Here is a 21,772-nt window from a genome sequence, read left to right on the forward strand (position 1 = left end):
CCTAATTAAGGTTGTATCATCCTGATAGGTGAGATTAGTCACTAACCAAACAGTTTTTTGGCTGCTGGACGTTGGCTTATTGTATTTAGCCATTTTTCTACCGCAGGATAATCTGCTAGATCAATATGGTGTGTGTCATGGTAACGAGCCCAAGTATAGGTGGCTATATCAGCAATGCTATAATCGTTTCCACCAAGATAAGGAGATTGAGCGAGTCGGCTCTCTAACACCTGATATAAACGCTCGGTCTCTTTTGTATAACGATTAATTGCGTAAGGTACTTTTTCAGGGGCGTAACGCGTAAAGTGATGATTTTGTCCAAGCATAGGACCAAATCCCCCCACTTGCCAAAATAGCCACTGCAGTTGGGTCATTTTTTCTCGCAGATCATGGCTAAGTAATTTGCCACTTTTTTCTGCTAAATAGATAAGAATAGCACCTGATTCAAAAATAGAGAGTGGCTCACCACCGTCAGCGGGAGCATTATCGACAATAGCAGGAATTTTATTATTGGGTGAAATAGCTAAAAATTCGGGTTTAAATTGATCACCTTTGCCAATATCAACATGATGCAAAGTATAAGGCATGGCGACTTCTTCGAGGAAAAGCGTAATTTTTTGGCCATTCGGGGTGTTTGCATAATAAAGATCGATCATAAAAACCTCCGCAATAAGGTGATATTCAATAGCGTATATTTTACAGTCTGCCTAGTAACATCATAAAAAGCAAAAAATCGCAAGATGAATAAAGCAAATTACCTATGATTATTATAGTGGTGAAATATGGTGATTTTGGTATATTCAGGATAAAAATTACGATCGTTTAGCATCGATTAAAAAAGGTTTGTTGAGGATGGAACAAGAAAATACGGCAGTGGTCGAGTGGGTTGATATTGTTGATGAAAAAAATGAAGTTGTTGCACAAGCAACACGTCAACAAATGCGAGCAGAAAACCTACGTCACCGAGCAACTTATATTGTCGTGCACGATGGCATGGGAAAAATTTTGGCACAACGCCGTACTGAAACAAAAGATTTCTATCCAGGTTGGTTAGATGCAACCGCGGGTGGTGTAGTACAACAAGGTGAAAATGCACTCGAAAGTGCACGTCGTGAAGCAGAAGAAGAGCTAGGTATTGCCGGGGTTCCTTTTGCCGAACATGGACAATTCTATTATGACGATGAGAGTTGCCGCGTTTGGGGAAGCTTATTTAGTTGTGTATCACATGGACCATTTGCATTACAGCCAGAAGAAATCGAGGAAGTATGCTGGCTTACTCCCTTAGAAATCACGGAACGTTGTGATGAATTTACTCCTGATTCACTTAAAGCACTCTCTCTATGGTTAACGCGAAATAATAGTACTCGCTTGGACACAAAAGAAACCACTGACTAAGGGGTACTTTGTCCGAGTTCTAAACGATAAGCATAGTTGATAACGGTATTTTCAAACATAGCGTTATCAACCTCATCACGTAAATGTTGTAATAGTGCAATTAGGTGCTTACCTGCCTCTTTACCTATTTTATGGTAATTAAAATGTATAGATGTCAGGGAAGGTGCTATTTGGGCGCTATTTTCAGAGCCTTCTAAGCAGGCGATAGCGAGATCTTGGGGAATTTTAATTAATCTTCGTTGGCACTCAAACATCATTCCCAAAGCAATACTCTCATGGCTACAAATAACGGCATCTAGCTCGGGCTGACGTAATAAGATCTCTGTTAATGCTTGTCGACCATATGCCATAGAAGCGGGGTCGGGCGTAGTAACACTTTGCTCAGCATTTAAATAATTTTTTAATAAAGCACGCGACCAGCCGGTAATTTGCTGGTGGTGTAAACGTTGTCCTTGTAGCGCACCAACATAGCCGACACAACGTTTACCTTGCTGAATTAAATAATGGGTTAAATCAAATGCCGCTTTTTCATAACCGCAATCAATACTTATTGCTGATTGCTCATTAGATTGACTCGCGACACTGACAACAGGCACATTGGCATTACTGATATGTAAGAACTGTACATCACTTAATTGGGAGCCAAAGGCAACTAATGCGGCAGGGTTACTCTGTAATAGCATATTAATTACATCAGTTGCTTTATGGAGCTGATATTCATAACATCCCACTAATATTTGATAATGATGACGGCTGAGGATCTGCTGCAATGATTGCATAAAATCAGCACTAGCTTTATCAGTAAAAGAGGGCAGTAGTACAGCAATAATATGGCTTTGAGCGGAAGCTAAGGCCCCTGCTGAGGCATTGGGGATATATCCCAACTCTGCCACTGCTTGGTTAACTTTTTCTCTTAATTTATCCGACACTAATTCAGGCGTACGCAATGCGCGAGATACGGTCATTGAACCGACTCCGGCATGTTTAGCAACTTCTTGTAAAGTGACGCGACCTGTATTTCGGCGTTTACGTGTTTTTATCATCGTGATCAGATTTATTCGGCTTTATTTTTAATTCGCAGATCCTACCTGAAATTTTCTCACTCTGCAGAAACAATACAGTGTCAATTGTTGCACTTGTTCGCAATTAACATTTCATCAAAATGATAGCGCTATCACAATTACACATAATCTATCTAGATAGCGCTACCATTAGTGATTATTATCCTTAATACAGAGATCAAAAAAGCACCTTACTGAGGTTATAAATATGCTTAAAACATTATTAACACCGGATGTGGTACAAGTGATCCCACAAGTCAAAGATTGGCGTGAAGCAATTAAAATCGCCTGTCAGCCATTAATTGACAAAGGTTGTATTGAGCCTCGTTATGTTGATGCGATTTATAAATCACACGAGCAAATAGGCCCTTATTATGTATTAGGGCCAGGTATTGCTATGCCTCATGCACGTCCTGAAGAAGGGGTTAATCAGCTCTCTTTAGCATTAACTATCATCGAAAAAGGGGTGGAGTTTGGTGCTGATGAAAATGATCCGGTGAAACTTTTAATTGTTTTAGCGGCAACAGATAACGATAGCCATATTAATGCCATTGTGAAATTAGCTGAACTTTTTGATAACCAAGATGATATAGACACTTTGTTGCAAGCAAAAAGTAAGGCAGAAGTATTGGCTGTTATTAATCACTATTAATTCAATTTTAAATAACCAAGGGGAATATGATGAAAATTACCGTTGTATGTGGAAATGGTTTAGGCAGTAGCTTAATGATGGAAATGAGCATCAAAAGTATTTTAAAAGATCTGGCCGTCAATGCTGATGTTGATCATGTCGATTTAGGTTCGGCAAAAGGGACACCGAGTGATATTTATGTGGGAACTCGTGATATTGCGGAACAACTTAATGCTCAAGCGGTTAATGGCAAAATTGTTTCTTTAGATAATATGATTGATAAAGTTGCGATGAAAGAGAAACTTTCGACTGCATTACGTGAATTAGGCGCGCTATAAGGAGCCTAGTATGGACTTTTTCCGCTTTCTAATGAGCGATGTGCTTTCAGAGCCTGCTATATTAGTGGGTTTAATCGCATTGATTGGTTTAATTGCTCAGAAAAAACCTGCGACAGAATGTATTAAGGGCACCGTTAAAACCATTATGGGTTTTGTTATTTTAGGTGCGGGGGCAGGTTTAGTCATTAACTCGCTTGGTGATTTCTCAACGATTTTCCAACATGCATTTGGCATTCAAGGTGTTGTACCTAATAACGAAGCCATAGTCTCTATTGCACAAAAAAGCTTTGGTAAAGAGATGGCACTGATTATGTTCTTTGCCATGTTAATCAATATATTAATTGCACGCTTAACACCGTGGAAATATATTTTCTTAACGGGTCACCACACTTTATTTATGTCGATGATGGTCGCGGTGATTTTGGCAACAGCGGGTTTAGAAGGGGCGGTATTAGTTGCAGTAGGTTCATTAGTTGTTGGGGTATCAATGGTATTTTTCCCAGCCATTGCACATCCTTATATGAAAAAGATCACCGGCTCTGATGATGTCGCATTAGGCCATTTCTCTACTATTTCCTATGTTGTATCTGGTTTTATTGGTAGTAAATTTGGCAATAAAGCGCATTCAACGGAAGAGATGAATGTACCTAAGAGTTTACTCTTTTTGCGTGATACGCCAGTTGCGATCGCTTTCACCATGGGCATAATTTTTATTATTACGTGTTTATTTGCCGGTGACACTTTTGTTCGTGAAGTTAGTGGTGGTAAAAACTGGTTTATGTTCTCCTTAATGCAATCCATCACCTTTGCGGCAGGTGTTTATATTATCCTACAAGGTGTGCGTATGGTGATTGCAGAGATTGTTCCTGCATTTAAAGGCATTTCTGATAAGTTAGTCCCCAATGCAAAACCTGCGCTTGATTGTCCCGTGGTATTTCCTTATGCACCTAATGCCGTTTTAGTCGGTTTTCTGAGTAGTTTTGCAGCGGGTGTCATTGGCATGTTTATTCTTTATGCTTTAGATTGGACTGTGATTATACCCGGGGTGGTACCTCATTTCTTTGTGGGGGCAACTGCAGGCGTATTTGGTAACGCCACAGGGGGACGTCGTGGTGCTATTTTAGGTGCTTTTGCTCAAGGTTTATTGATTACTTTCTTACCCGTATTTTTATTACCTGTACTTGGTGATATTGGTATTGCCAATACCACATTTAGTGATGCAGACTTCGGTGTGATTGGTATTCTATTAGGGATTATTGTTCGTTAATATTACCGACGTTGATATTACTTATTAGTGGAATTTTAATAAATGCTCGACTTTTTAACCCGTCGGGCATTTTTTTGGTAGAAATAGTGTATTTAAATCCTCTCTCTTATTGGCATTTATGCAGAGATGAATTTTTATATTTATTATCTGAATAATAATGCTATTATCCTAAGTGAATATTCACTATGTGTATATTTTTGTGCCTAGTTAATTATAAAAATAGGTTTAACATCATAATCACTAAGGAAGAAAGAAGATGTCTTTAGCTATTCGATATCTTGCGTTATTACCACTTTTCGTTATTACTGCTTGCCAACAGCCTGTAAATTATAATCCACCAGCAACTCAAGTGGCTCAAGTTCAGCCTGCTATTGTCAATAATTCATGGATTGAAATTTCACGAAGTGCACTCGACTTTAATGTAAAAAAAGTCCAATCATTATTAGGTAAGCAATCCTCTCTTTGTGCAGTGTTAAAAGGAGATGCTTATGGGCATGATTTATCGTTAGTTGCCCCAATTATGATAGAAAATAATGTGCAATGTATTGGTGTAACAAATAACCAAGAATTAAAAGAAGTACGTGATTTAGGATTTAAAGGCCGTTTAATGCGAGTGCGTAATGCAACAGAACAAGAAATGGCACAGGCTACCAACTATAACGTAGAAGAGTTAATTGGTGATCTTGATATGGCAAAAAGATTAGATGCTATTGCCAAGCAACAAAATAAAGTCATTGCTATTCATTTAGCATTAAATTCAGGTGGCATGTCTCGTAATGGTTTAGAGGTCGATAATAAATCTGGGCTTGAAAAAGCAAAACAAATTTCTCAATTAGCTAACCTAAAAGTGGTTGGTATTATGTCTCATTATCCCGAAGAAGATGCTAATAAAGTAAGGGAAGATCTGGCTCGTTTTAAGCAACAATCTCAGAAAGTGTTGGAGGTGATGGGATTAGAGCGTAACAATGTCACATTACATATGGCAAATACCTTTGCGACAATTACCGTGCCTGAGTCATGGCTGGATATGGTACGTGTGGGAGGTATTTTTTATGGTGATACCATTGCAAGTACAGACTATAAACGTGTGATGACCTTTAAATCCAACATTGCTTCAATCAATTATTATCCTAAAGGTAATACGGTTGGCTATGATCGTACTTACACATTAAAACGTGACTCAGTACTAGCCAATATTCCTGTAGGTTATGCAGATGGTTATCGTCGCGTTTTTAGTAATGCGGGGCATGCATTAATTGCTGGGCAACGCGTACCTGTTTTAGGAAAAACATCAATGAATACCGTTATGGTTGATATTACCAGTCTTAACAATATCAAACCAGGTGATGAAGTTGTATTTTTTGGCAAACAAGGTAATAGCGAAATTACCGCAGAAGAAATTGAATATATCAGTGGTGCATTGTTTACCGAAATGTCAATTTTATGGGGAGCAACCAATCAACGGGTATTAGTTGATTAAGCTAGGTTGTGAGTGTTAGCAAATAATAAAAAGGCGATTGAAAATAACAATCGCCTGATATTGTTGATAACTTAAAGCTATAAATTATCAGGTAACCCATAGGCCACTAAGCTATCGCCCATTTTAGTACCAAATGAACCATGTCCGCCGGCCATAATGACCACATATTGCTTGCCTCCAATAGAGTAGGTCATTGGCGTTGCTTGTCCACCTGCGGGTAATCGTGCTTCCCATAACATTTTGCCATTCGTCACATTAAATGCTCGAATATAATTATCCTGAGAAGCAGCAACAAACATCACATTACCTGCGGTTGAGATAGCGCCTCCTAGCCCAGGAACACCAATTTTTAATGGTGGTAATTCCACTAAATTAGGCAAACTATCCCTAATGGTGCCAAATCGTTGTTGCCAAACAAGCTCATTTTTTGTTAAATCAACACCAGCAACAAATCCCCAAGGGGGTTGTTTACAAGGTAATCCTAGTGGTGATAAGAATGGATGAATATCAACACTATAAGGTGTTCCCGTCATGGGTTGTAAACCTTGCTCTCCGTGGCCTGCGTCAATTGCTTGACTGTCTTGAGGATCTTTTAAATAAAGTTTTGAGATAAAAGGCAAGGTAATAAAGTTCATTACCGCGACTTGTCTATCTTGATTAACAGAAATACCGCCCCATTCAAAAATACCGAGGTTACCAGGAAAAACAAGCGTACCGTTTTCTGATGGTGGAGTATAAATTCCCTCATAATTTAACTGATGGAAGGCGATACGACATAACAGCTGGTCTGCCATTGTGCCGCCCCACATATCTGAACCTTGCAACTTATTTTTGGGTGCTAAATTAAGTGCTGAAAAAGGCTGAGTGGGTGAGTAATGCTCACCTTGTGTTTGTGGACCATATTTGACACTAGTAGGAACCGGTTTTTCTGTCACAGGAACAATAGGTGTACCGTCTCTTCTATCAAGAACAAACACATTCCCTGTTTTCGTGACGATATAAATGGCAGGTATTGTTTCATTTTTATCAGTTTTGATATCAACCAGTGATGGTTGCGAAGGAACATCCATATCCCATAAATCATGATGGGTGGTTTGGAAATGCCACAATAGCTCACCTGTCGACCCTTTTAGTGCTAAAACTGAATTAGCGTAACGCTCTTTTAATGGATGACGATCGCCTCCCCAAATATCGGGTGTACCTACTCCTGTCGGAATATAGACCACATCCGTTTGTGCATCATAAGCTAAAGGCGCCCATGCATTAGGAGAGTTATGAACAAATTGAGTCTCTTTACCTGGCATCGCATTGGGATCTTCTGCGCCAGTATCAAATACCCATATTAATTTTCCGCTATTAACATCATAGCCACGGATCACACCAGAAGGCTCTTGAGTTGATAAGTTATCAGTAACAGAGCCACCTATAATAATAGTATTACCGGTGACGATTGGGGGAGATGTTGGGTTATATCCACCCAAATAAGCATAAGGCATAGAAGCTAACAGATTGATTTCTCCATTCTGACCAAAATCACGGCATGCATTACCCGTTTGCGCATTAACTGCGATTAGGCGGCCATCATTGACTGGAAGAAAGACTTTTTCAGGACATTCATCTGATATGCTTGGTTGGCGAACGTCGAGGCTTTTGGCAAATTCGGCACTATTATTTTGATTATAATAGGCAACCCCTCGGCAAGTCATATGCTGGAAGCTTTTGTTATATTGCAATTTAGAATCAAAACGCCACTTCTCTTTACCTGTTGCGGGATCTAAGCTAATTAAATATTGGTGAGGTGTACATAGAAAGAGATTATCTTCAATTTTTATAGGCGTAACTTCGTTGGTTATCTCAACGGCATCATTAGCTCTTTTTTCATCACCGGTATGAAAAGTCCATTTCTCAACTAACTTATCAACATTATCACTGTTGATTTGAGTTAATGGTGAATAGCGTATTCCGGCTTGCGTTCTGCCATAAGCGGGCCAGTCATTATCATTTACTCCGATAGGAGATATAGAGTTGGTGGGCTGTTGTTGTGTAAATTGACCATTAATGGCATGAGGATCGGTTAGTGAACTACCTAATATAATGATAAGTGTTGTGGCTAATAGTGTGAATAAGCCAATTTTATTGGTACGACAAGTGTAAACATTATTATTGAGTGTGAAAGGAATAAGGAGTAAGCCTAGAATAAAAATAATATCTAAGCGAGGAGCGAGTGCCCAAAAATCAAATCCTGACTCCCAGATACTCCAGACAATCGTTATTAAAAATAGAAAGTTAAAGAGTAATAGGGTGCTTTTCTTTCGACTTAGAAAGCAAGCTGCAATAATAAGAAGCATGACACCGGTAAAGAGATAAAAAGGCGATCCTGCTAATGAAACTAAATACCCTCCGAGTACAGTAAAGTAAAGTGCCAATATTGTGAGTATGATGAATACTATCCATCGATAGAAATGTGATATTTTCATAATGCTATCGTCCTATTCTTTCTTACCATCTTATAAATAGAATAGACAATAATTTATTAGCTCACCTATTTGTCTCTAACAACCATTGCATTAATATGCATTTATGAGAAATTTTAATATAAAACACTAGCATTAGTATTGAATGTAAGTGATATGATTATTTAAAGTAGGGTGCTTGTGAACACAAGTCGCAACAACGTTGGGCGAGAAATTGTGGGGGAAAATTCCCCCACAAAGCTATTTATCGCAAGATAAATTCGCTTGAACTAGGGTGTTACCACTACTGATATTAAAAGAGCATAATCTTTCATGTCTCAGTAGGGTAAAACACAAAACTGTAATACATACAGTAATCAGCCCAATAAGGGCAAGCTTAGTCATTTCTCTTGACACTCCTTGTTAAAGGAGACAGAATCAAGTTGTTTGGGACTTGAGACTGCCTCGAATTTTATGTAAATAGAATTCGGGGCTTTCGTCTTTTTGGTCCTTGCAAATGCTTGAACCAAAATGATCCAAGCACCCGCCTGTATACTAACAGAAAATAGCCGTGTGTCTCTGTTTATTTTGCCAAAATAAAGCTAAAAAGATTTATTAAATCAATGGGTTGTTTTATTTTATAAGTGGGGTTTATGGTGCGTTTTTTGATTTATGATCTATTTAAAAACGTCTGCGATATATATTGAACGCAAGTGATATGAATACTTAAAGTAGGGTGCTTGTGAACACAAGGCGCAACAACGTTGGTCGAGAAATTGTGGGGGAAAATTCCCCCACAAAGCTATTTATCGCAAGATAAATTCGCTTGAACTAGGGTGTTACCACTACTGATATTAAAAGAGCATAATCTTTCATGTCTCAGTAGGGTAAAACACAAAACTGTAATACATACAGTAATCAGCCCAATAAGGGCAAGCTTAGTCATTTCTCTTGACACTCCTTGTTAAAGGAGACAGAATCAAGTTGTTTGGGACTTGAGACTGCCTCGAATTTTATGTAAATAGAATTCGGGGCTTTCGTCTTTTTGGTCCTTGCAAATGCTTGAACCAAAATGATCCAAGCACCCGCCTGTATACTAACAGAAAATAGCCGTGTGTCTCTGTTTATTTTGCCAAAATAAAGCTAAAAAGATTTATTAAATCAATGAGTTATTTTGTTTTATAGGTGGGGTTTATAATGTGTTTTTTGATTTATCAAGCATTATAAAAAAACGCCAGTGATATGAACTGGCGTTTTTATAATTTATTGAAGTGAATTCAATAATTAGGCATTTTCTTGTTGGCTTGCTTGAATTGCAGTTAATGCAACAGTGTAGACGATATCATCGACTAACGCGCCACGAGAAAGGTCGTTAACAGGTTTACGCATACCTTGTAACATTGGTCCAATGGAAACCAAGTCTGCTGAACGTTGTACTGCTTTATAGGTAGTGTTACCGGTGTTTAGATCAGGGAAGATAAACACAGTTGCTTTACCCGCAACAGGTGAGTTTGGTGCTTTAGATTTAGCAACGTCAGCCATTACAGCCGCATCGTATTGTAAAGGACCATCAATAATCAGATCTGGACGTTTTTCTTGTGCTAAACGAGTTGCTTCTCGCACTTTTTCAACGTCACTGCCAGCACCTGAGTTACCTGTAGAGTAAGAGATCATCGCAACGCGTGGGTCGATACCAAACGCTTTTGCTGAGTCTGCAGATTGAATAGCGATTTCAGCCAGTTGTTCTGCGGTTGGATCTGGGTTAATTGCGCAGTCACCATAAACATAGACTTGTTCTGGTAATAGCATAAAGAACACAGAAGACACTAATGAGCTACCGGGTGCAGTTTTAATTAACTGTAGTGGTGGGCGAATAGTGTTAGCGGTTGTATGAACAGCGCCAGAAACAAGACCATCAACGACGCCTTTTTCTAACATTAAGGTACCGAGAACAACGTTATCTTCTAACTGTTCACGAGCAACAACTTCTGTCATACCTTTGTTTTTACGCAGTTCAACTAAGCGAGGTACATAAATTTCACGTACTTCTTTAGGATTGACGAGTTCAATACCTGTACCTAATTCAACACCTTGTGCCGCAGCAACACGACGAATTTCTTCAGGATCACCTAACAGTACACAGGTTGCGATACCACGTTCAGCACAAATAGACGCGGCTTTAACGGTACGAGGTTCATCACCTTCAGGTAATACGATGCGTTTTTTCGCCTTACGAGCTAATTCCGTTAATTGATAACGGAATGCTGGTGGTGATAAACGATTAGGACGTTCAGAGTTTGCTGTCAGTGAATCAATCCATTGGTTATTGATATGTTGAGCAACATAGTTCTGAATTTTTTCGATACGCTCATGGTCATCTGCTGGCACTTCTAAACTAAAGCTTTGCAGATTTAATGAAGTCTGCCAAGTGTTTGAATTAACCATAAAGATAGGTAGACCAGTCTCAAATGCACGCTCACACAATTGTTTAATTGGTGCATCGATTTGGTAACCACCTGTGAGTAAGATAGCACCGATTTCAACGCCATTCATTGCAGCAAGACATGCTGAAACTAACACATCTGGGCGATCGGCAGAAGTGACAAGCAATGAACCTGGGCGGAAATGCTCTAACATATGTGGAATACTACGAGCACAGAAAGTCACAGACTTAATACGACGAGTTTCAATATCACCCTTATTGATGATAGTCGCATTTAAGTGTTTTGCCATATCTGTAGCACGAGTAGCGATTAAATCGAAGTTCCATGGAATGCAACCCAATAAAGGAAGTGGGCTATTTTTTTCGATGGTATTTAAATCGATATTAGAGATAATCGCTTTGCTTGAGTCATCAAAAATTTCTGATAAATCAGGGCGAGTACGACCTTGATCATCCACAGGGGCATTTAATTTATTAACAATCACACCTGTGATATTTTGATTTTTTACACCACCAAATTCAGCACGAGCAAATTCAATGCGCTCTTTTAACTGCTCAGCGGTGTTGTTGCCTAATGCAGTAACGAAAACAATTTCAGCACCTAATGTTTTGGCAATCTCATAGTTTAAAGATTGTGCAAAAGGGTGCTTACGCATTGGCACTAAGCCTTCTATCAGTACAACTTCTGCATCAGCAGTATTTTCGTGATATCTAGCAACAATTTCTTCCATCAGAACGTCTTTTTTATTGGAGCTGAGTAATGACTCAACGTAATCCATATTTAAAGGTTCTGCGGATTGAATTGTGGAGTGAGAGCGGATAATCGCAGTGGTTTGATCTAATGCGCCTTTAACACGAGGCTGTGCGATAGGTTTGAATACACTAAGGCGAACGCCTTTTTGTTCCATAGAACGGATTACACCCAAGCTGACGCTGGTTAAACCTACGCGTGTATCAGTTGGGACTAGCATAATTGTACGGGACACGGAAACCTCTTTAAATATCGGTTGCTCGTTATGTGAAACAGTACTGCCAGCATAACACTGGCAGTACATCAAAAAACTTAAGCGGTCAGGCGGCTAGCATCCTGAGCGATAACTAACTCTTCGTTAGTTGGGATAACAACAGCAAGACGGCTGTTATCGGTAGTGATGGTGCCTGATTTACCGAAACGTGCATCTAAGTTACGCTGATGATCAACTTCAAAACCTAATAGAGCGAGTTTTTTCAGTGATAATTCACGAACCATTGCTGCATTTTCACCGATACCACCAGTGAAGATAATGGCATCTAAACGACCTTCCATCAGTGCACAATAAGAACCGATGTATTTCGCTAAGCGATGGCAGTAAACGTCCATTGCACGTTTAGCATCAGCTTTTGTTTCGTAGTTATCTTCAACATAACGGCAGTCACTAGTAACTTCCGTTAAACCTAATAAACCAGATTCTTTAGTGAGCAGTTTATTAATATCTTCAACGCTCATACCTAAAGTGTCATGTAAATGGAACACGATAGCAGGATCGATATCACCACTACGAGTACCCATGACTAAACCTTCTAATGGTGTTAAACCCATAGAAGTATCAACACATTTACCGTTAACAATAGCAGAAACAGAACCACCATTACCTAAATGGCAAGTGATTACGTTCAGTTCATCAACAGGTTTATTTAACATTTTAGCTGCTTCACGGGAAACAAAGAAATGGCTAGTTCCGTGAGCACCGTAACGGCGGATGCTGTGATCTTTATATAAGCTGTATGGCAGAGCATACAGATAAGCTTCTTCTGGCATTGTTTGGTGGAATGCAGTGTCAAATACTGCCACCATTTTATTAATTAAATGAGGGAAGGCTTTACGCGCTTCTTCAATACCAATAAGGTGAGCTGGGTTATGTAATGGGGCAAATGGAATAGCCGCCTCAATACCTTTGATGACTTCGTCAGTAATGACGACAGATTTAGTAAATTTCTCGCCACCGTGAACAATACGATGACCAATTGCTGCGATTTGTTGTGAAAGTTCTGGTTTTTCAGCCAGAATAGTATTAACAATAAAGTTTAATGCTTCGCTGTGGGCAGCACCAGCGCCTAAAGCCGCTTCATGTTTCTGACCATCCATTTTCCACTTCAGGCGGGCTTCAGGAAGGTTGAAGCACTCAGCCAAGCCTGAAAGGAATTCTTCACCATTTTCTGGGTTAATAATTGCAAACTTAAGAGAAGAACTACCGCAGTTCAGTACCAGCACCAGCTTACTTGACATGGAATTACCTATTTATCTTGTTGTCGTAGTGTCTTTTATATTATAAAGACGATGGTTAATAAAACGTCACTCATAAAAGCCTATCGCATTACTATGATGACATTAATGATACGCATCATGCTTAGGGTAAAAAACTTGATGCTAATTATAGTTGCCAATCATCAATTGGACGATTTTTATTCACCCCAAAATTTTTGCCCGAAAATCGGCGAAAAGGGTTGAAAATCACGCCGGCAAACAAAATATAGCGCTTTATTGCCACAAACCTTTAGAATGAGCACAGGATACAGAGTAAAGGCAACAAAGACAAAATATACTTAATTCTACTAAAAGATTTTTATTCTTTATAGATGTTTTTTAAAAGTTATAGAAAAAATTGATTGAGGTCATTATGAACGAACCGACAGTGACTCCCCCAGGTTTCTTTAAAAAGTTACGCCTAGGGAACGAGTATCTAAAAACCTGGCCGGTTGAGAAGCAATTAGCCCCAGTTTTTCCTGAAAATAGAATGATAAAAGCAACGCGTTTTGGCATACGTTATATGCCTCCTATCGCTATTTTTACATTAACCTGGCAAATTGCATTAGGTGGCGATTTGGGGCCGGCGATCACTACTGCACTTTTTGCCTGTAGCCTGCCAATGCAAGGATTATGGTGGTTAGGAAAACGCGCTGCAACGCCATTACCCGCTGTGTTACTCAATTGGTTTTATGAAATTCGTGAAAAATTTGAGCAAGCGGGTATTGCATTAGCCCCAGTAGAAAAGACGCCAACCTATCTCTCATTAGCGCATTTGCTTAAACGTGCTTTTAAGCAACTTGATCGCTCTTTTCTTGATGATGTGTAGAACATTTGTTCTACCTTCTTCATGGGTTATTTAATGGATTAAAATTACCCCTGTTTAGATCAAAAAACGTGTTGTTAGCACTACTCAAGTGTTTTGATTAATGCCATGCTCTCTTCAATAATTTCTTTGGAGAATTAATGATGGAAATGACACACGCACAACGCTTGATCCTCTCTAATCAATATAAAATGATGACTATGATGGATCCTGATAACGCTGAACGTTATCGTCGCTATCAGACAATTATTGAACGTGGTTATGGATTACAATTACGTGAATTAGACCGCGATTTTGATGAGATGTCAGAAGAGACCTGCCGAACCATTATTAACATCATGGAAATGTACCATGCATTGCAAGTTTCTCGAGAAAATTTAAAATCACCAGAAATGCCGGATGCTCGTCGAGTGGCATTTATGGGCTTTGATGCAGCAACAGAATCTCGTTATCTTAGCTATGTACGCTTTATGGTCAATACTGAAGGGCGATATACGCATTTTGATAGTGGTAGTCATGGTTTTAACTCTCAAACGCCTATGTGGGAGAAATACCAAAGAATGCTGGCTGTTTGGTTAGCTTGTCCACGTCAATATCACCTAAGCAGTGTTGAGATCCAACAAATACTGAATGCGTAATTATTAACGCATCACGATAAGGTAGGCATAAAATATGACAATCACCTGTAAAGGCTTTCTTTTTGATTTAGATGGTACATTAGTGGATTCATTGCCTGTTGTTGAATACTGTTGGGCACTATTTGGTGAGCGAGTAGGGGTATCAACACAAGAAATTAATAACTATATCCATGGAAAGCCGGCCATTGAGTCGATTCGCCATTTTATGCCTAATGCTACGCAAGCACAGATTGAAGAGACTTTTCGTTGGCTAGAAAAGTTAGAAGCGACACAAACAGAAGGATTAGCCCCTCTTCCGGGGGCTATCGAACTCATTAATCGCTTAAACGACTTAGCGATCCCTTGGGCAATTGTCACCTCAGGCACAGTACCAATTGCCTCTACTCGTCAGTCAGTTACAGGTATTCCTGAGCCTAAACATTGGGTGACGGCAGAATGTATCACTCAAGGGAAACCCAACCCTGAGCCTTATCTTTTAGGGGCAAAAAAATTAGGCTTGGCTCCCGAAGAGTGTGTGGTTTTTGAAGATGCTGCTGCAGGTATTTATTCTGGTTTAGATGCCGGGTGTCAGGTTATTGCCGTACATGCTCCGATTTCCCTTCCTCGTCGTAATGAAATTGATTTAATAATTGATTCATTAAATGATTTACAAATTGACAAAGAAAATCAGCAAGTCGTTATTAAGCATAAATGTTAATCATTTATTTGATCATATAACGAGATTTATATTGGTAAAAATGGTCTACTTATCAATGCAGTGAATTGACGTATTAATCTGTTTTCACTTATTGCTGATCGAGGCCATTTTGAATAGCGAATTATTATGGGTTTTAAGCCTGCTATTGATAGCTATTGTCCTTTTTACGACCAACAAAATCCGCATGGATGTGGTCGCTTTACTTGTCATCGTCGCTTTTGTTCTTAGCGGCACACTCTCATTAAATGAAGCCACGGTAGGATTTAGCGATCCGAACGTATTACTGATTGCGGCCCTTTTTGTTATTGGGGAAGGATTAGTAAGAACAGGTGTGGCATATCAAATGGGAGATTGGCTAGTACGAGTTGCGGGTAGTAGCGAAGTAAAAATGCTGGTGCTATTAATGATCTGTGTTGCAAGTTTAGGGGCTTTTATGAGCTCGACAGGGGTGGTGGCTATTTTTATTCCTGTGGTGCTCAGTGTGGCGGCACGGATGAAAACTTCTCCCAGTCGATTAATGATGCCTCTTGGCTTTGCGGGGTTAATTAGTGGTTTAATGACCCTAGTTGCGACACCGCCTAATATGGTGGTTAATAGTGAATTAGTTAGGGAAGGGCTACCCAGTTTTCAGTTTTTCTCTATTACCCCAATAGGGATCGCTGTATTAATTGCGGGTGTATTATATATGCTGGTGGTACGTCGTTGGTTAGGTTCAAGTGAAGGGGGTAAGCAAAAAGAGGTTTATCGTCGTACTTTTCGTGATCTTATCCGTGATTACCAATTAGCAGGGCGTGCTCGTCGCTTAGCCATACGTAAAGGCTCACCACTGATAGGTCACTCTCTAGATGAATTACATTTACGCTCTCGCTATGGAGCAAACGTTGTCGGTATTGAACGCTGGAGGCGTTTTCGGCGTGTCATGGTCAGTGCGACGGGAGGCACTGAATTAAGAGAGCGAGATGTCCTATTAGTGGATATGTCAGCAAGTGAGGTAGATTTACGAGAGTTCTGTCGTGAACAAATGTTAGAGCCGATGGTGTTACGTGGAGAGTATTTTTCTGAGCAATCTCGTGATGTGGGATTAGCAGAAGTCTCTATGAACCCTGACTCAGAATTATTAGGAAAATCATTAAGAGAAATCAAATTCCGTACACGTTATGGGCTAAACGTTGTGGCTATTCGCCGTGAAGGGAGTGCTTTACCGGGGAAAATTGTTGATGAGCCATTACGTCTGGGAGATGTGTTACTGGTTATTGGTGATTGGAAATTAATTCGTATACTTTCGACAAAACCGCGTAATTTTATTGTATTAAATTTAGCGGCTGAAATTGATACTGTTGCACCGGCCTCATCGCAAGCACCACATGCACTTTTTTCATTAGCATTAATGGTTGCATTAATGGTGACCAATGAAGTACCTAACTTTATTGCCGCGTTAATTGCTTGCTTATTGATGGGAAAATTTCGCTGTATAGATATGGAAAGTGCTTATCGCTCTATTCATTGGCCAAGTATTATCTTGATTGTCGGGATGATGCCTTTTGCGGCTGCATTGCAAAAAACTGGGGGTATCGAGCTTATCGTTAATGGACTTATGGATGTAGCAGGGAATGCTGGGCCACAGGTTATGTTAGTCTGTTTATTTGTACTTTGTGCCACTATTGGTTTATTTATCTCTAATACGGCAACGGCGGTGTTAATGGCACCGATTGCAATAGCAGCGGCTCATCAAATGAATGTCTCTCCGTTACCTTTTGCAATGGTTATTGGTGTTGCTGCATCGGCGGCGTTTATGACACCTGTATCATCCCCGGTTAATACCCTGATCCTTGAGCCTGGTGGTTATAAATTTGCTGATTTTATTAAAATAGGGGTGCCTTTTACCATCATTGTGATGTTGATTAGCGTTTTCTTAATACCGCTATTATTCCCATTTTAATCGGTTATCTTTTGTAAAAACGCCGTTTAGTTTCATTTATTATAAACGGCGTTTTTGCTACTTACTCACTGATCTCATCTAGGGATAAACTAAAGCCTGGTACAAACACTTGCATAAAATAGTCCATCTCAGGGCTATGTCTTTCTGCTAACGTTTTTTCTAAACGATTTTTGGCCAAATTAAATTCGCTATTACCCGCAGCTAACTCTTCAAGGCATTTTAAATAGGCACATAAACTATCAGCTTGTTTGACAATAAAAGTTTCTTCCTCACTATGTAATTGCTCATCGATAAGAGGGCGAAAATCTTCTTGTAACTCTTCGGGTAACATTTCAATCAATTTTTGCTGAGCATATTTTTCTATTTTTTTATATTCATGAGCAATTTGTGGATTGTGGTATTTAATAGGAGTTGGCATATCACCGGTGATAACCTCACTGGCATCATGGTACATTGCTTGTAGTGCAATACGCTCGGCGTTGACATTGCCATCAAATTTACGATTTTTAATCACCGCTAATGCATGGGCAACAAAAGCCACTTGTAAACTATGCTCAGAGACATTTTCTTGGCGAATATTACGCATCAGAGGCCAGCGTGTAATTAGCTTTAAACGAGAAAGGTGGGCAAAAAAGTAACTCATAATATCTCCCAATAGCGTGATTGAAGAGATTATTGTGAGTGGATAGACACTAGATGTAAACGGTGATCAGTAAGAAAATAAAAAAACGCAATATAACTTCAGTGATATTGCGTTTTATCTTTATTAATAATAACTATTGATGGTAGCCGACAATAAAACGACCAAATTTTTGAATCGCCATCTCTAAATCATTCTCACGAGGGAGTGTCACAATACGGAAATGATCAGGGTGAGGCCAGTTAAATGCAGTACCTTGCACTAATAAGACTTTTTCTTGTAATAGTAAATCGAGGATCATTTTTTGGTCATCTTTAATACTATAACGATTTAAGTCTATTTTAGGGAACATATACAGCGCTCCCATTGGTTTAACGCAAGAAACCCCTGGAATTTGATTGATAAGCTCCCATGCGCGGTTGCGTTGCTCGTATAAACGGCCTCCGGGTAGAATAAATTCACTGATACTTTGATAGCCACCCAATGCCGTTTGGATCGCGTGTTGCATCGGCACGTTGGCACATAAGCGCATAGATGCCAGCATATTTAAGCCTTCAATATAGCCTTTTGCTTGTTTTTTCGGGCCATTAAGTACCATCCAACCTTGGCGGAATCCTGCGACGCGATAGGTTTTTGATAAACCGTTAAAGGTAACAGTTAATAAATCAGGTGCCATTGCGGCGATAGAGTGATGTTGGGCATCATCATAAAGAATTTTGTCATAAATTTCGTCAGCAAAAATAATCAAATTGTGTTGACGGGCAATTTCAACAATTTCCAGCAAAATCTCTTTGCTATATACCGCGCCGGTTGGATTGTTAGGGTTTATAATCACAATACCGCGCGTTCTGGGGGAGATTTTACGACGGATATCATCTAAATCAGGAAACCAACCTTGTTGCTCATCACACATGTAATGAACAGCATTACCCCCAGAAAGAGAAACCGCAGCGGTCCATAATGGGTAATCAGGCGCTGGAACTAGCATTTCATCGCCATCATTTAATAATGCTTGCATAGCTTGTACGATAAGCTCTGAAACACCGTTACCAATATAGATATCTTCAACAGTTACATCACGCATATCACGGGCTTGGTAATGTTGCATGATGGCTTTACGTGCTGAAAAAAGCCCTTTAGAGTCGCTATAGCCTTGAGAGCTAGGTAGGTTACGAATAACATCTACTAAGATTTCATCTGGCGCTTCAAAACCGAAAGGTGCTGGGTTACCAATATTGAGTTTTAATACTTTATTACCTTCTTCTTCCAGACGTTTTGCTTCTTGCAAAACCGGTCCTCGAATGTCATAACAAACATGGTCGAGTTTACTTGATTTTTTTATTTGATTCATAGCACGTTTACCTAATCGGGTATGACTTTATCTACATAGCGACATTTATATTTCTCATACACATCTCGGGAAGATATAAATGAAAAGGCTGTCCCAGCAAATTAACTGTTCTATCACTCTACTCTTACACTACAAACTTTTGAAGATGCTAGATAATTTTTGGTGTAAAAGGTCAGTTTATTCTAAAGAACTTATTTTGATGACTGAAAGTATCACTTAATCTGGTGGTATATTCTTATCTTGAATAAAAATCAAAAACATTATGCTGGTGAAGAGAGGGTTTTTAGTGCGTTTTTTAACAATAACCAGATGTGAGAGGGACGTTGATAAGATGTTGCATAATCAATTATTGAATAATTTTATCGGATTTGTATTATCTTACTTAATATATTAAATTTTCAAATAATATGGTTAAATCTATTTTTATTCATATCAATCAAATAGTTTTTATATAAATTAAATTGAAATCTTAAATATATTTTATAAGGGTGGATACTTAAAATAGCATACACAGTTAAGGTAATTTAAATTATTTTAAAAATGTTAAAATTTATGTATTCCTAGAGAGCATTGTATGATCTACATCTAACTTGTAATGATGGTATACAGTTCTTTCTTGTAGATCCTTAGAATGATAATAAAATTTAATTTGTTACAAAAAAATGCAGTTGCTTGCGAACTAGGAGGTGTAAACGACAACAAACAAATGTAAAGTATTCAGTATGTCTTTGCTCTCTTTTTCAGAGTAAGGTACTGTCTGAATCGGAAGTCCAATTTAGACTTTTGATAAAAAACACCAGGTATATGTAATTTAAAAATCAAAAATAAGTGAAGAATAAACAATGATTAATGCAAATCGTCCGATAATGAATCTCGACCTCGATCTGCTTAGAACGTTTGTTGCTGTAGCAGATTTGAATACTTTTGCAGCCGCTGCGGCCGCTGTATGTCGAACTCAATCTGCAGTCAGTCAGCAGATGCAACGTTTAGAGCAATTAGTCGGCAGAGAACTCTTTGCCCGTCATGGTCGTAATAAACTGTTAACAGAGCATGGCTTACAATTATTAGGCTATGCACGTCAAATTCTCCGTGCTAATGATGATGCAACTGCTTCATTAACATATAGTGATGCTGAAGGTGAGTTACGTATTGGTGCATCTGATGATTCCGTCGATACACTACTACCATTTTTGTTAAATCGTATCGCATCAGTATATCCACGTTTAGCGGTTGATGTGCGTATTAAGCGTTCTCAATTTATTGAGACTATGCTTGATAACCACGAAATCGACTTAGCATTAACCACTGCACGCATTGGACATCATCCACGCACAGCGTTACGTACAGCGCCTGTTTTGTGGCATTGTGCCCCTGATTTCCAATTACAAATGAATGAACCTATTCCTTTAGTGGTCATGGACGAAACTAACCCATTCCGTCAGTTGGCAACAAATACGCTAGATGACGCAGGTATTCAATGGCGTATTGCGTATGAAGCGGCTTCTTTATCTGCGGTTCGTGCTGCTGTAAATGCCGAAGTGGGGATCACAGCTCGTCCATTAGAAATGCAAAATGCTGATTTACGTATATTAGGCGAAAGTGAAGGGTTACCTCGTTTGCCTGAGACTCAGTACTGGTTATATCGTAATTTTGATGAGCAAAACGAAGCTGTATTAACGGTATTCAATGCCATCGAAAATAAGAAAACGCCTTATACTGTCACTTCAGTTGAAGAAGCGCATTCTTTAGATTTAGAGTAAGGCGCAGAGTGATATTGTTATCATGATTATTTGGATAACCCATATTAACGGTTAAAAATAGTCAAACGAAACAATAAAGTGATATATCACAATCAACGGAAACAGGTGCTATAAACGCATTTGTTTCCGTTTTTTTATGCTTTATTTTTAAATAGTCACATTGGTTTAATATTTATAGAGATTAATGTATATCACAGTGTGATCCACCTCTCTTTTCCCGCTCAGTCGCTTTGTTAAAAAATTGTATGCAGGTGTGATGGGTTACACGCTTGTAGAAATTGTTAACAAATAAAAGGTTTGTCTAGGTTTTCAGGGAATAAATAGTCAAATGAAAACGGATATTTGACCTTCTCCACATTATTGGAAAGTTAATTTGTTAAAATTTGGATAAAATTTAAACTGATTATGTATTTTTTCGACTATTTTGTGAGTTTGATCAAAAAAATAAGGCACATTTGCCTATATAGAGTCAGGTTTTTCCTGAGATACTGGTGTAGTAAAATCGAATTATCGGTTAGACTAAGCGTGTTAGCAGAAAATTTGTAGGTTGACTGACACGTTTTAGCATT

The 21,772-nt window shown here is 39.0% G+C and carries 19 protein-coding genes; 10 read left to right on the forward strand and 9 right to left on the reverse strand.

The features are described 5' to 3' along the window. Window positions 1-41: 41 nt before the first annotated feature. Window positions 42-656 carry a glutathione binding-like protein gene (locus AACV01_RS14095; protein ID WP_004250689.1) on the reverse strand — a complete coding sequence of 205 codons (615 nt, stop codon included), beginning with the start codon at window positions 654-656 and terminating at the stop codon, window positions 42-44. Between the two features lie 196 nt (window positions 657-852). Here AACV01_RS14095 and yfcD point away from each other — a divergent pair, with 196 nt between their 5' ends. After that, on the forward strand, window positions 853-1,395 hold the full coding sequence (yfcD, locus tag AACV01_RS14100; RefSeq protein WP_004243726.1) for an NUDIX hydrolase YfcD: 543 nt from the start codon (window positions 853-855) through the stop codon (window positions 1,393-1,395). Here yfcD and AACV01_RS14105 read toward each other — a convergent pair. Continuing rightward, window positions 1,392-2,438, reverse strand: coding sequence for a LacI family DNA-binding transcriptional regulator (locus AACV01_RS14105; protein WP_004243725.1), 1,047 nt, complete (start codon window positions 2,436-2,438; stop codon window positions 1,392-1,394). The two genes, yfcD and AACV01_RS14105, sit on opposite strands and share 4 nt — an antisense overlap. A 226-nt stretch (window positions 2,439-2,664) precedes the next feature. Here AACV01_RS14105 and AACV01_RS14110 point away from each other — a divergent pair, with 226 nt between their 5' ends. The 4 genes from AACV01_RS14110 (at window position 2,665) to alr (ending at window position 6,172) form a co-directional block, all read left to right on the forward strand. Continuing rightward, the gene (locus tag AACV01_RS14110; RefSeq protein ID WP_004243724.1) at window positions 2,665-3,108 is read left to right on the forward strand and encodes a PTS sugar transporter subunit IIA; all 444 of its coding nucleotides are present in this window, start codon (window positions 2,665-2,667) and stop codon (window positions 3,106-3,108) included. Window positions 3,109-3,137: 29 nt separating this feature from the next. After that, a complete protein-coding gene (locus AACV01_RS14115) occupies window positions 3,138-3,425 on the forward strand; it encodes a PTS sugar transporter subunit IIB (protein ID WP_012368108.1) in 288 nt (95 codons plus the stop codon). A 10-nt stretch (window positions 3,426-3,435) separates the two neighbouring features. Beyond that, window positions 3,436-4,692, forward strand: a complete 1,257-nt coding sequence (locus AACV01_RS14120) for a PTS ascorbate transporter subunit IIC (protein ID WP_004243721.1) — start codon at window positions 3,436-3,438, stop codon at window positions 4,690-4,692. A gap of 256 nt (window positions 4,693-4,948) precedes the next feature. Continuing rightward, the gene (gene alr, locus AACV01_RS14125) at window positions 4,949-6,172 is read left to right on the forward strand and encodes an alanine racemase (protein WP_161683129.1); all 1,224 of its coding nucleotides are present in this window, start codon (window positions 4,949-4,951) and stop codon (window positions 6,170-6,172) included. Window positions 6,173-6,249: 77 nt separating this feature from the next. Here the strand turns inward: alr and AACV01_RS14130 are convergent, their stop codons facing one another. The 5 genes from AACV01_RS14130 to ackA form a co-directional block, all read right to left on the reverse strand. After that, the gene (locus tag AACV01_RS14130) at window positions 6,250-8,649 is read right to left on the reverse strand and encodes a membrane-bound PQQ-dependent dehydrogenase, glucose/quinate/shikimate family (RefSeq protein WP_049256233.1); all 2,400 of its coding nucleotides are present in this window, start codon (window positions 8,647-8,649) and stop codon (window positions 6,250-6,252) included. A 237-nt stretch (window positions 8,650-8,886) separates the two neighbouring features. Next, window positions 8,887-9,030, reverse strand: a complete 144-nt coding sequence (locus AACV01_RS14135; protein ID WP_004247166.1) for a Hok/Gef family protein — start codon at window positions 9,028-9,030, stop codon at window positions 8,887-8,889. A 397-nt stretch (window positions 9,031-9,427) separates the two neighbouring features. Further along, entirely contained in the window at window positions 9,428-9,571 is a 144-nt protein-coding gene (locus tag AACV01_RS14140; RefSeq protein ID WP_004247166.1) for a Hok/Gef family protein, read from the reverse strand. A 338-nt stretch (window positions 9,572-9,909) separates the two neighbouring features. Further along, the gene (gene pta, locus AACV01_RS14145; protein WP_036895280.1) at window positions 9,910-12,054 is read right to left on the reverse strand and encodes a phosphate acetyltransferase; all 2,145 of its coding nucleotides are present in this window, start codon (window positions 12,052-12,054) and stop codon (window positions 9,910-9,912) included. A 77-nt stretch (window positions 12,055-12,131) separates the two neighbouring features. Beyond that, entirely contained in the window at window positions 12,132-13,334 is a 1,203-nt protein-coding gene (ackA, locus tag AACV01_RS14150; RefSeq protein WP_004243716.1) for an acetate kinase, read from the reverse strand. Window positions 13,335-13,725: 391 nt separating this feature from the next. Here ackA and yfbV point away from each other — a divergent pair, with 391 nt between their 5' ends. From yfbV to AACV01_RS14170, 4 genes are all read left to right on the forward strand, one after another. Next, window positions 13,726-14,181: a terminus macrodomain insulation protein YfbV gene (gene yfbV, locus AACV01_RS14155; RefSeq protein WP_004243712.1), complete on the forward strand. Its 456-nt coding sequence runs from the start codon at window positions 13,726-13,728 to the stop codon at window positions 14,179-14,181. A gap of 140 nt (window positions 14,182-14,321) precedes the next feature. Beyond that, window positions 14,322-14,816 carry a YfbU family protein gene (locus AACV01_RS14160; RefSeq protein WP_023843594.1) on the forward strand — a complete coding sequence of 165 codons (495 nt, stop codon included), beginning with the start codon at window positions 14,322-14,324 and terminating at the stop codon, window positions 14,814-14,816. A 34-nt stretch (window positions 14,817-14,850) separates the two neighbouring features. Further along, window positions 14,851-15,513, forward strand: coding sequence for a sugar phosphatase (locus tag AACV01_RS14165; protein ID WP_012368105.1), 663 nt, complete (start codon window positions 14,851-14,853; stop codon window positions 15,511-15,513). A gap of 109 nt (window positions 15,514-15,622) precedes the next feature. After that, window positions 15,623-17,452 carry an SLC13 family permease gene (locus tag AACV01_RS14170; protein ID WP_036895279.1) on the forward strand — a complete coding sequence of 610 codons (1,830 nt, stop codon included), beginning with the start codon at window positions 15,623-15,625 and terminating at the stop codon, window positions 17,450-17,452. Window positions 17,453-17,513: 61 nt separating this feature from the next. On the opposite strand, the gene yfbR is transcribed toward AACV01_RS14170, so the two are convergent. Next, entirely contained in the window at window positions 17,514-18,095 is a 582-nt protein-coding gene (yfbR, locus tag AACV01_RS14175) for a 5'-deoxynucleotidase (protein ID WP_012368103.1), read from the reverse strand. 133 nt (window positions 18,096-18,228) lie between these two features. Continuing rightward, window positions 18,229-19,443: a pyridoxal phosphate-dependent aminotransferase gene (locus tag AACV01_RS14180; protein WP_004243704.1), complete on the reverse strand. Its 1,215-nt coding sequence runs from the start codon at window positions 19,441-19,443 to the stop codon at window positions 18,229-18,231. Window positions 19,444-20,285: 842 nt separating this feature from the next. Here AACV01_RS14180 and hexA point away from each other — a divergent pair. Next, the gene (hexA, locus tag AACV01_RS14185) at window positions 20,286-21,203 is read left to right on the forward strand and encodes a transcriptional regulator HexA (protein ID WP_004243703.1); all 918 of its coding nucleotides are present in this window, start codon (window positions 20,286-20,288) and stop codon (window positions 21,201-21,203) included. The last annotated feature ends 569 nt before the right edge of the window (window positions 21,204-21,772 follow it).

The organism is Proteus sp. G2609, from assembly GCF_963896135.1.
GTDB classification, from domain to species: Bacteria; Pseudomonadota; Gammaproteobacteria; order Enterobacterales; family Enterobacteriaceae; genus Proteus; species Proteus mirabilis.

Bases quoted from the DNA above. Each gene is read 5' to 3' on its own strand.
- AACV01_RS14095 (WP_004250689.1), bottom strand. From the start codon at position 656: ATGATCGATCTTTATTATGCAAACACCCCGAATGGCCAAAAAATTACG.
- yfcD (WP_004243726.1), top strand. From the start codon at position 853: ATGGAACAAGAAAATACGGCAGTGGTCGAGTGGGTTGATATTGTTGAT.
- AACV01_RS14105 (WP_004243725.1), bottom strand. From the start codon at position 2,438: ATGATAAAAACACGTAAACGCCGAAATACAGGTCGCGTCACTTTACAA.
- AACV01_RS14110 (WP_004243724.1), top strand. From the start codon at position 2,665: ATGCTTAAAACATTATTAACACCGGATGTGGTACAAGTGATCCCACAA.
- AACV01_RS14115 (WP_012368108.1), top strand. From the start codon at position 3,138: ATGAAAATTACCGTTGTATGTGGAAATGGTTTAGGCAGTAGCTTAATG.
- AACV01_RS14120 (WP_004243721.1), top strand. From the start codon at position 3,436: ATGGACTTTTTCCGCTTTCTAATGAGCGATGTGCTTTCAGAGCCTGCT.
- alr (WP_161683129.1), top strand. From the start codon at position 4,949: ATGTCTTTAGCTATTCGATATCTTGCGTTATTACCACTTTTCGTTATT.
- AACV01_RS14130 (WP_049256233.1), bottom strand. From the start codon at position 8,649: ATGAAAATATCACATTTCTATCGATGGATAGTATTCATCATACTCACA.
- AACV01_RS14135 (WP_004247166.1), bottom strand. From the start codon at position 9,030: ATGACTAAGCTTGCCCTTATTGGGCTGATTACTGTATGTATTACAGTT.
- AACV01_RS14140 (WP_004247166.1), bottom strand. From the start codon at position 9,571: ATGACTAAGCTTGCCCTTATTGGGCTGATTACTGTATGTATTACAGTT.
- ackA (WP_004243716.1), bottom strand. From the start codon at position 13,334: ATGTCAAGTAAGCTGGTGCTGGTACTGAACTGCGGTAGTTCTTCTCTT.
- yfbV (WP_004243712.1), top strand. From the start codon at position 13,726: ATGAACGAACCGACAGTGACTCCCCCAGGTTTCTTTAAAAAGTTACGC.
- AACV01_RS14160 (WP_023843594.1), top strand. From the start codon at position 14,322: ATGGAAATGACACACGCACAACGCTTGATCCTCTCTAATCAATATAAA.
- AACV01_RS14165 (WP_012368105.1), top strand. From the start codon at position 14,851: ATGACAATCACCTGTAAAGGCTTTCTTTTTGATTTAGATGGTACATTA.
- yfbR (WP_012368103.1), bottom strand. From the start codon at position 18,095: ATGAGTTACTTTTTTGCCCACCTTTCTCGTTTAAAGCTAATTACACGC.
- AACV01_RS14180 (WP_004243704.1), bottom strand. From the start codon at position 19,443: ATGAATCAAATAAAAAAATCAAGTAAACTCGACCATGTTTGTTATGAC.
- hexA (WP_004243703.1), top strand. From the start codon at position 20,286: ATGATTAATGCAAATCGTCCGATAATGAATCTCGACCTCGATCTGCTT.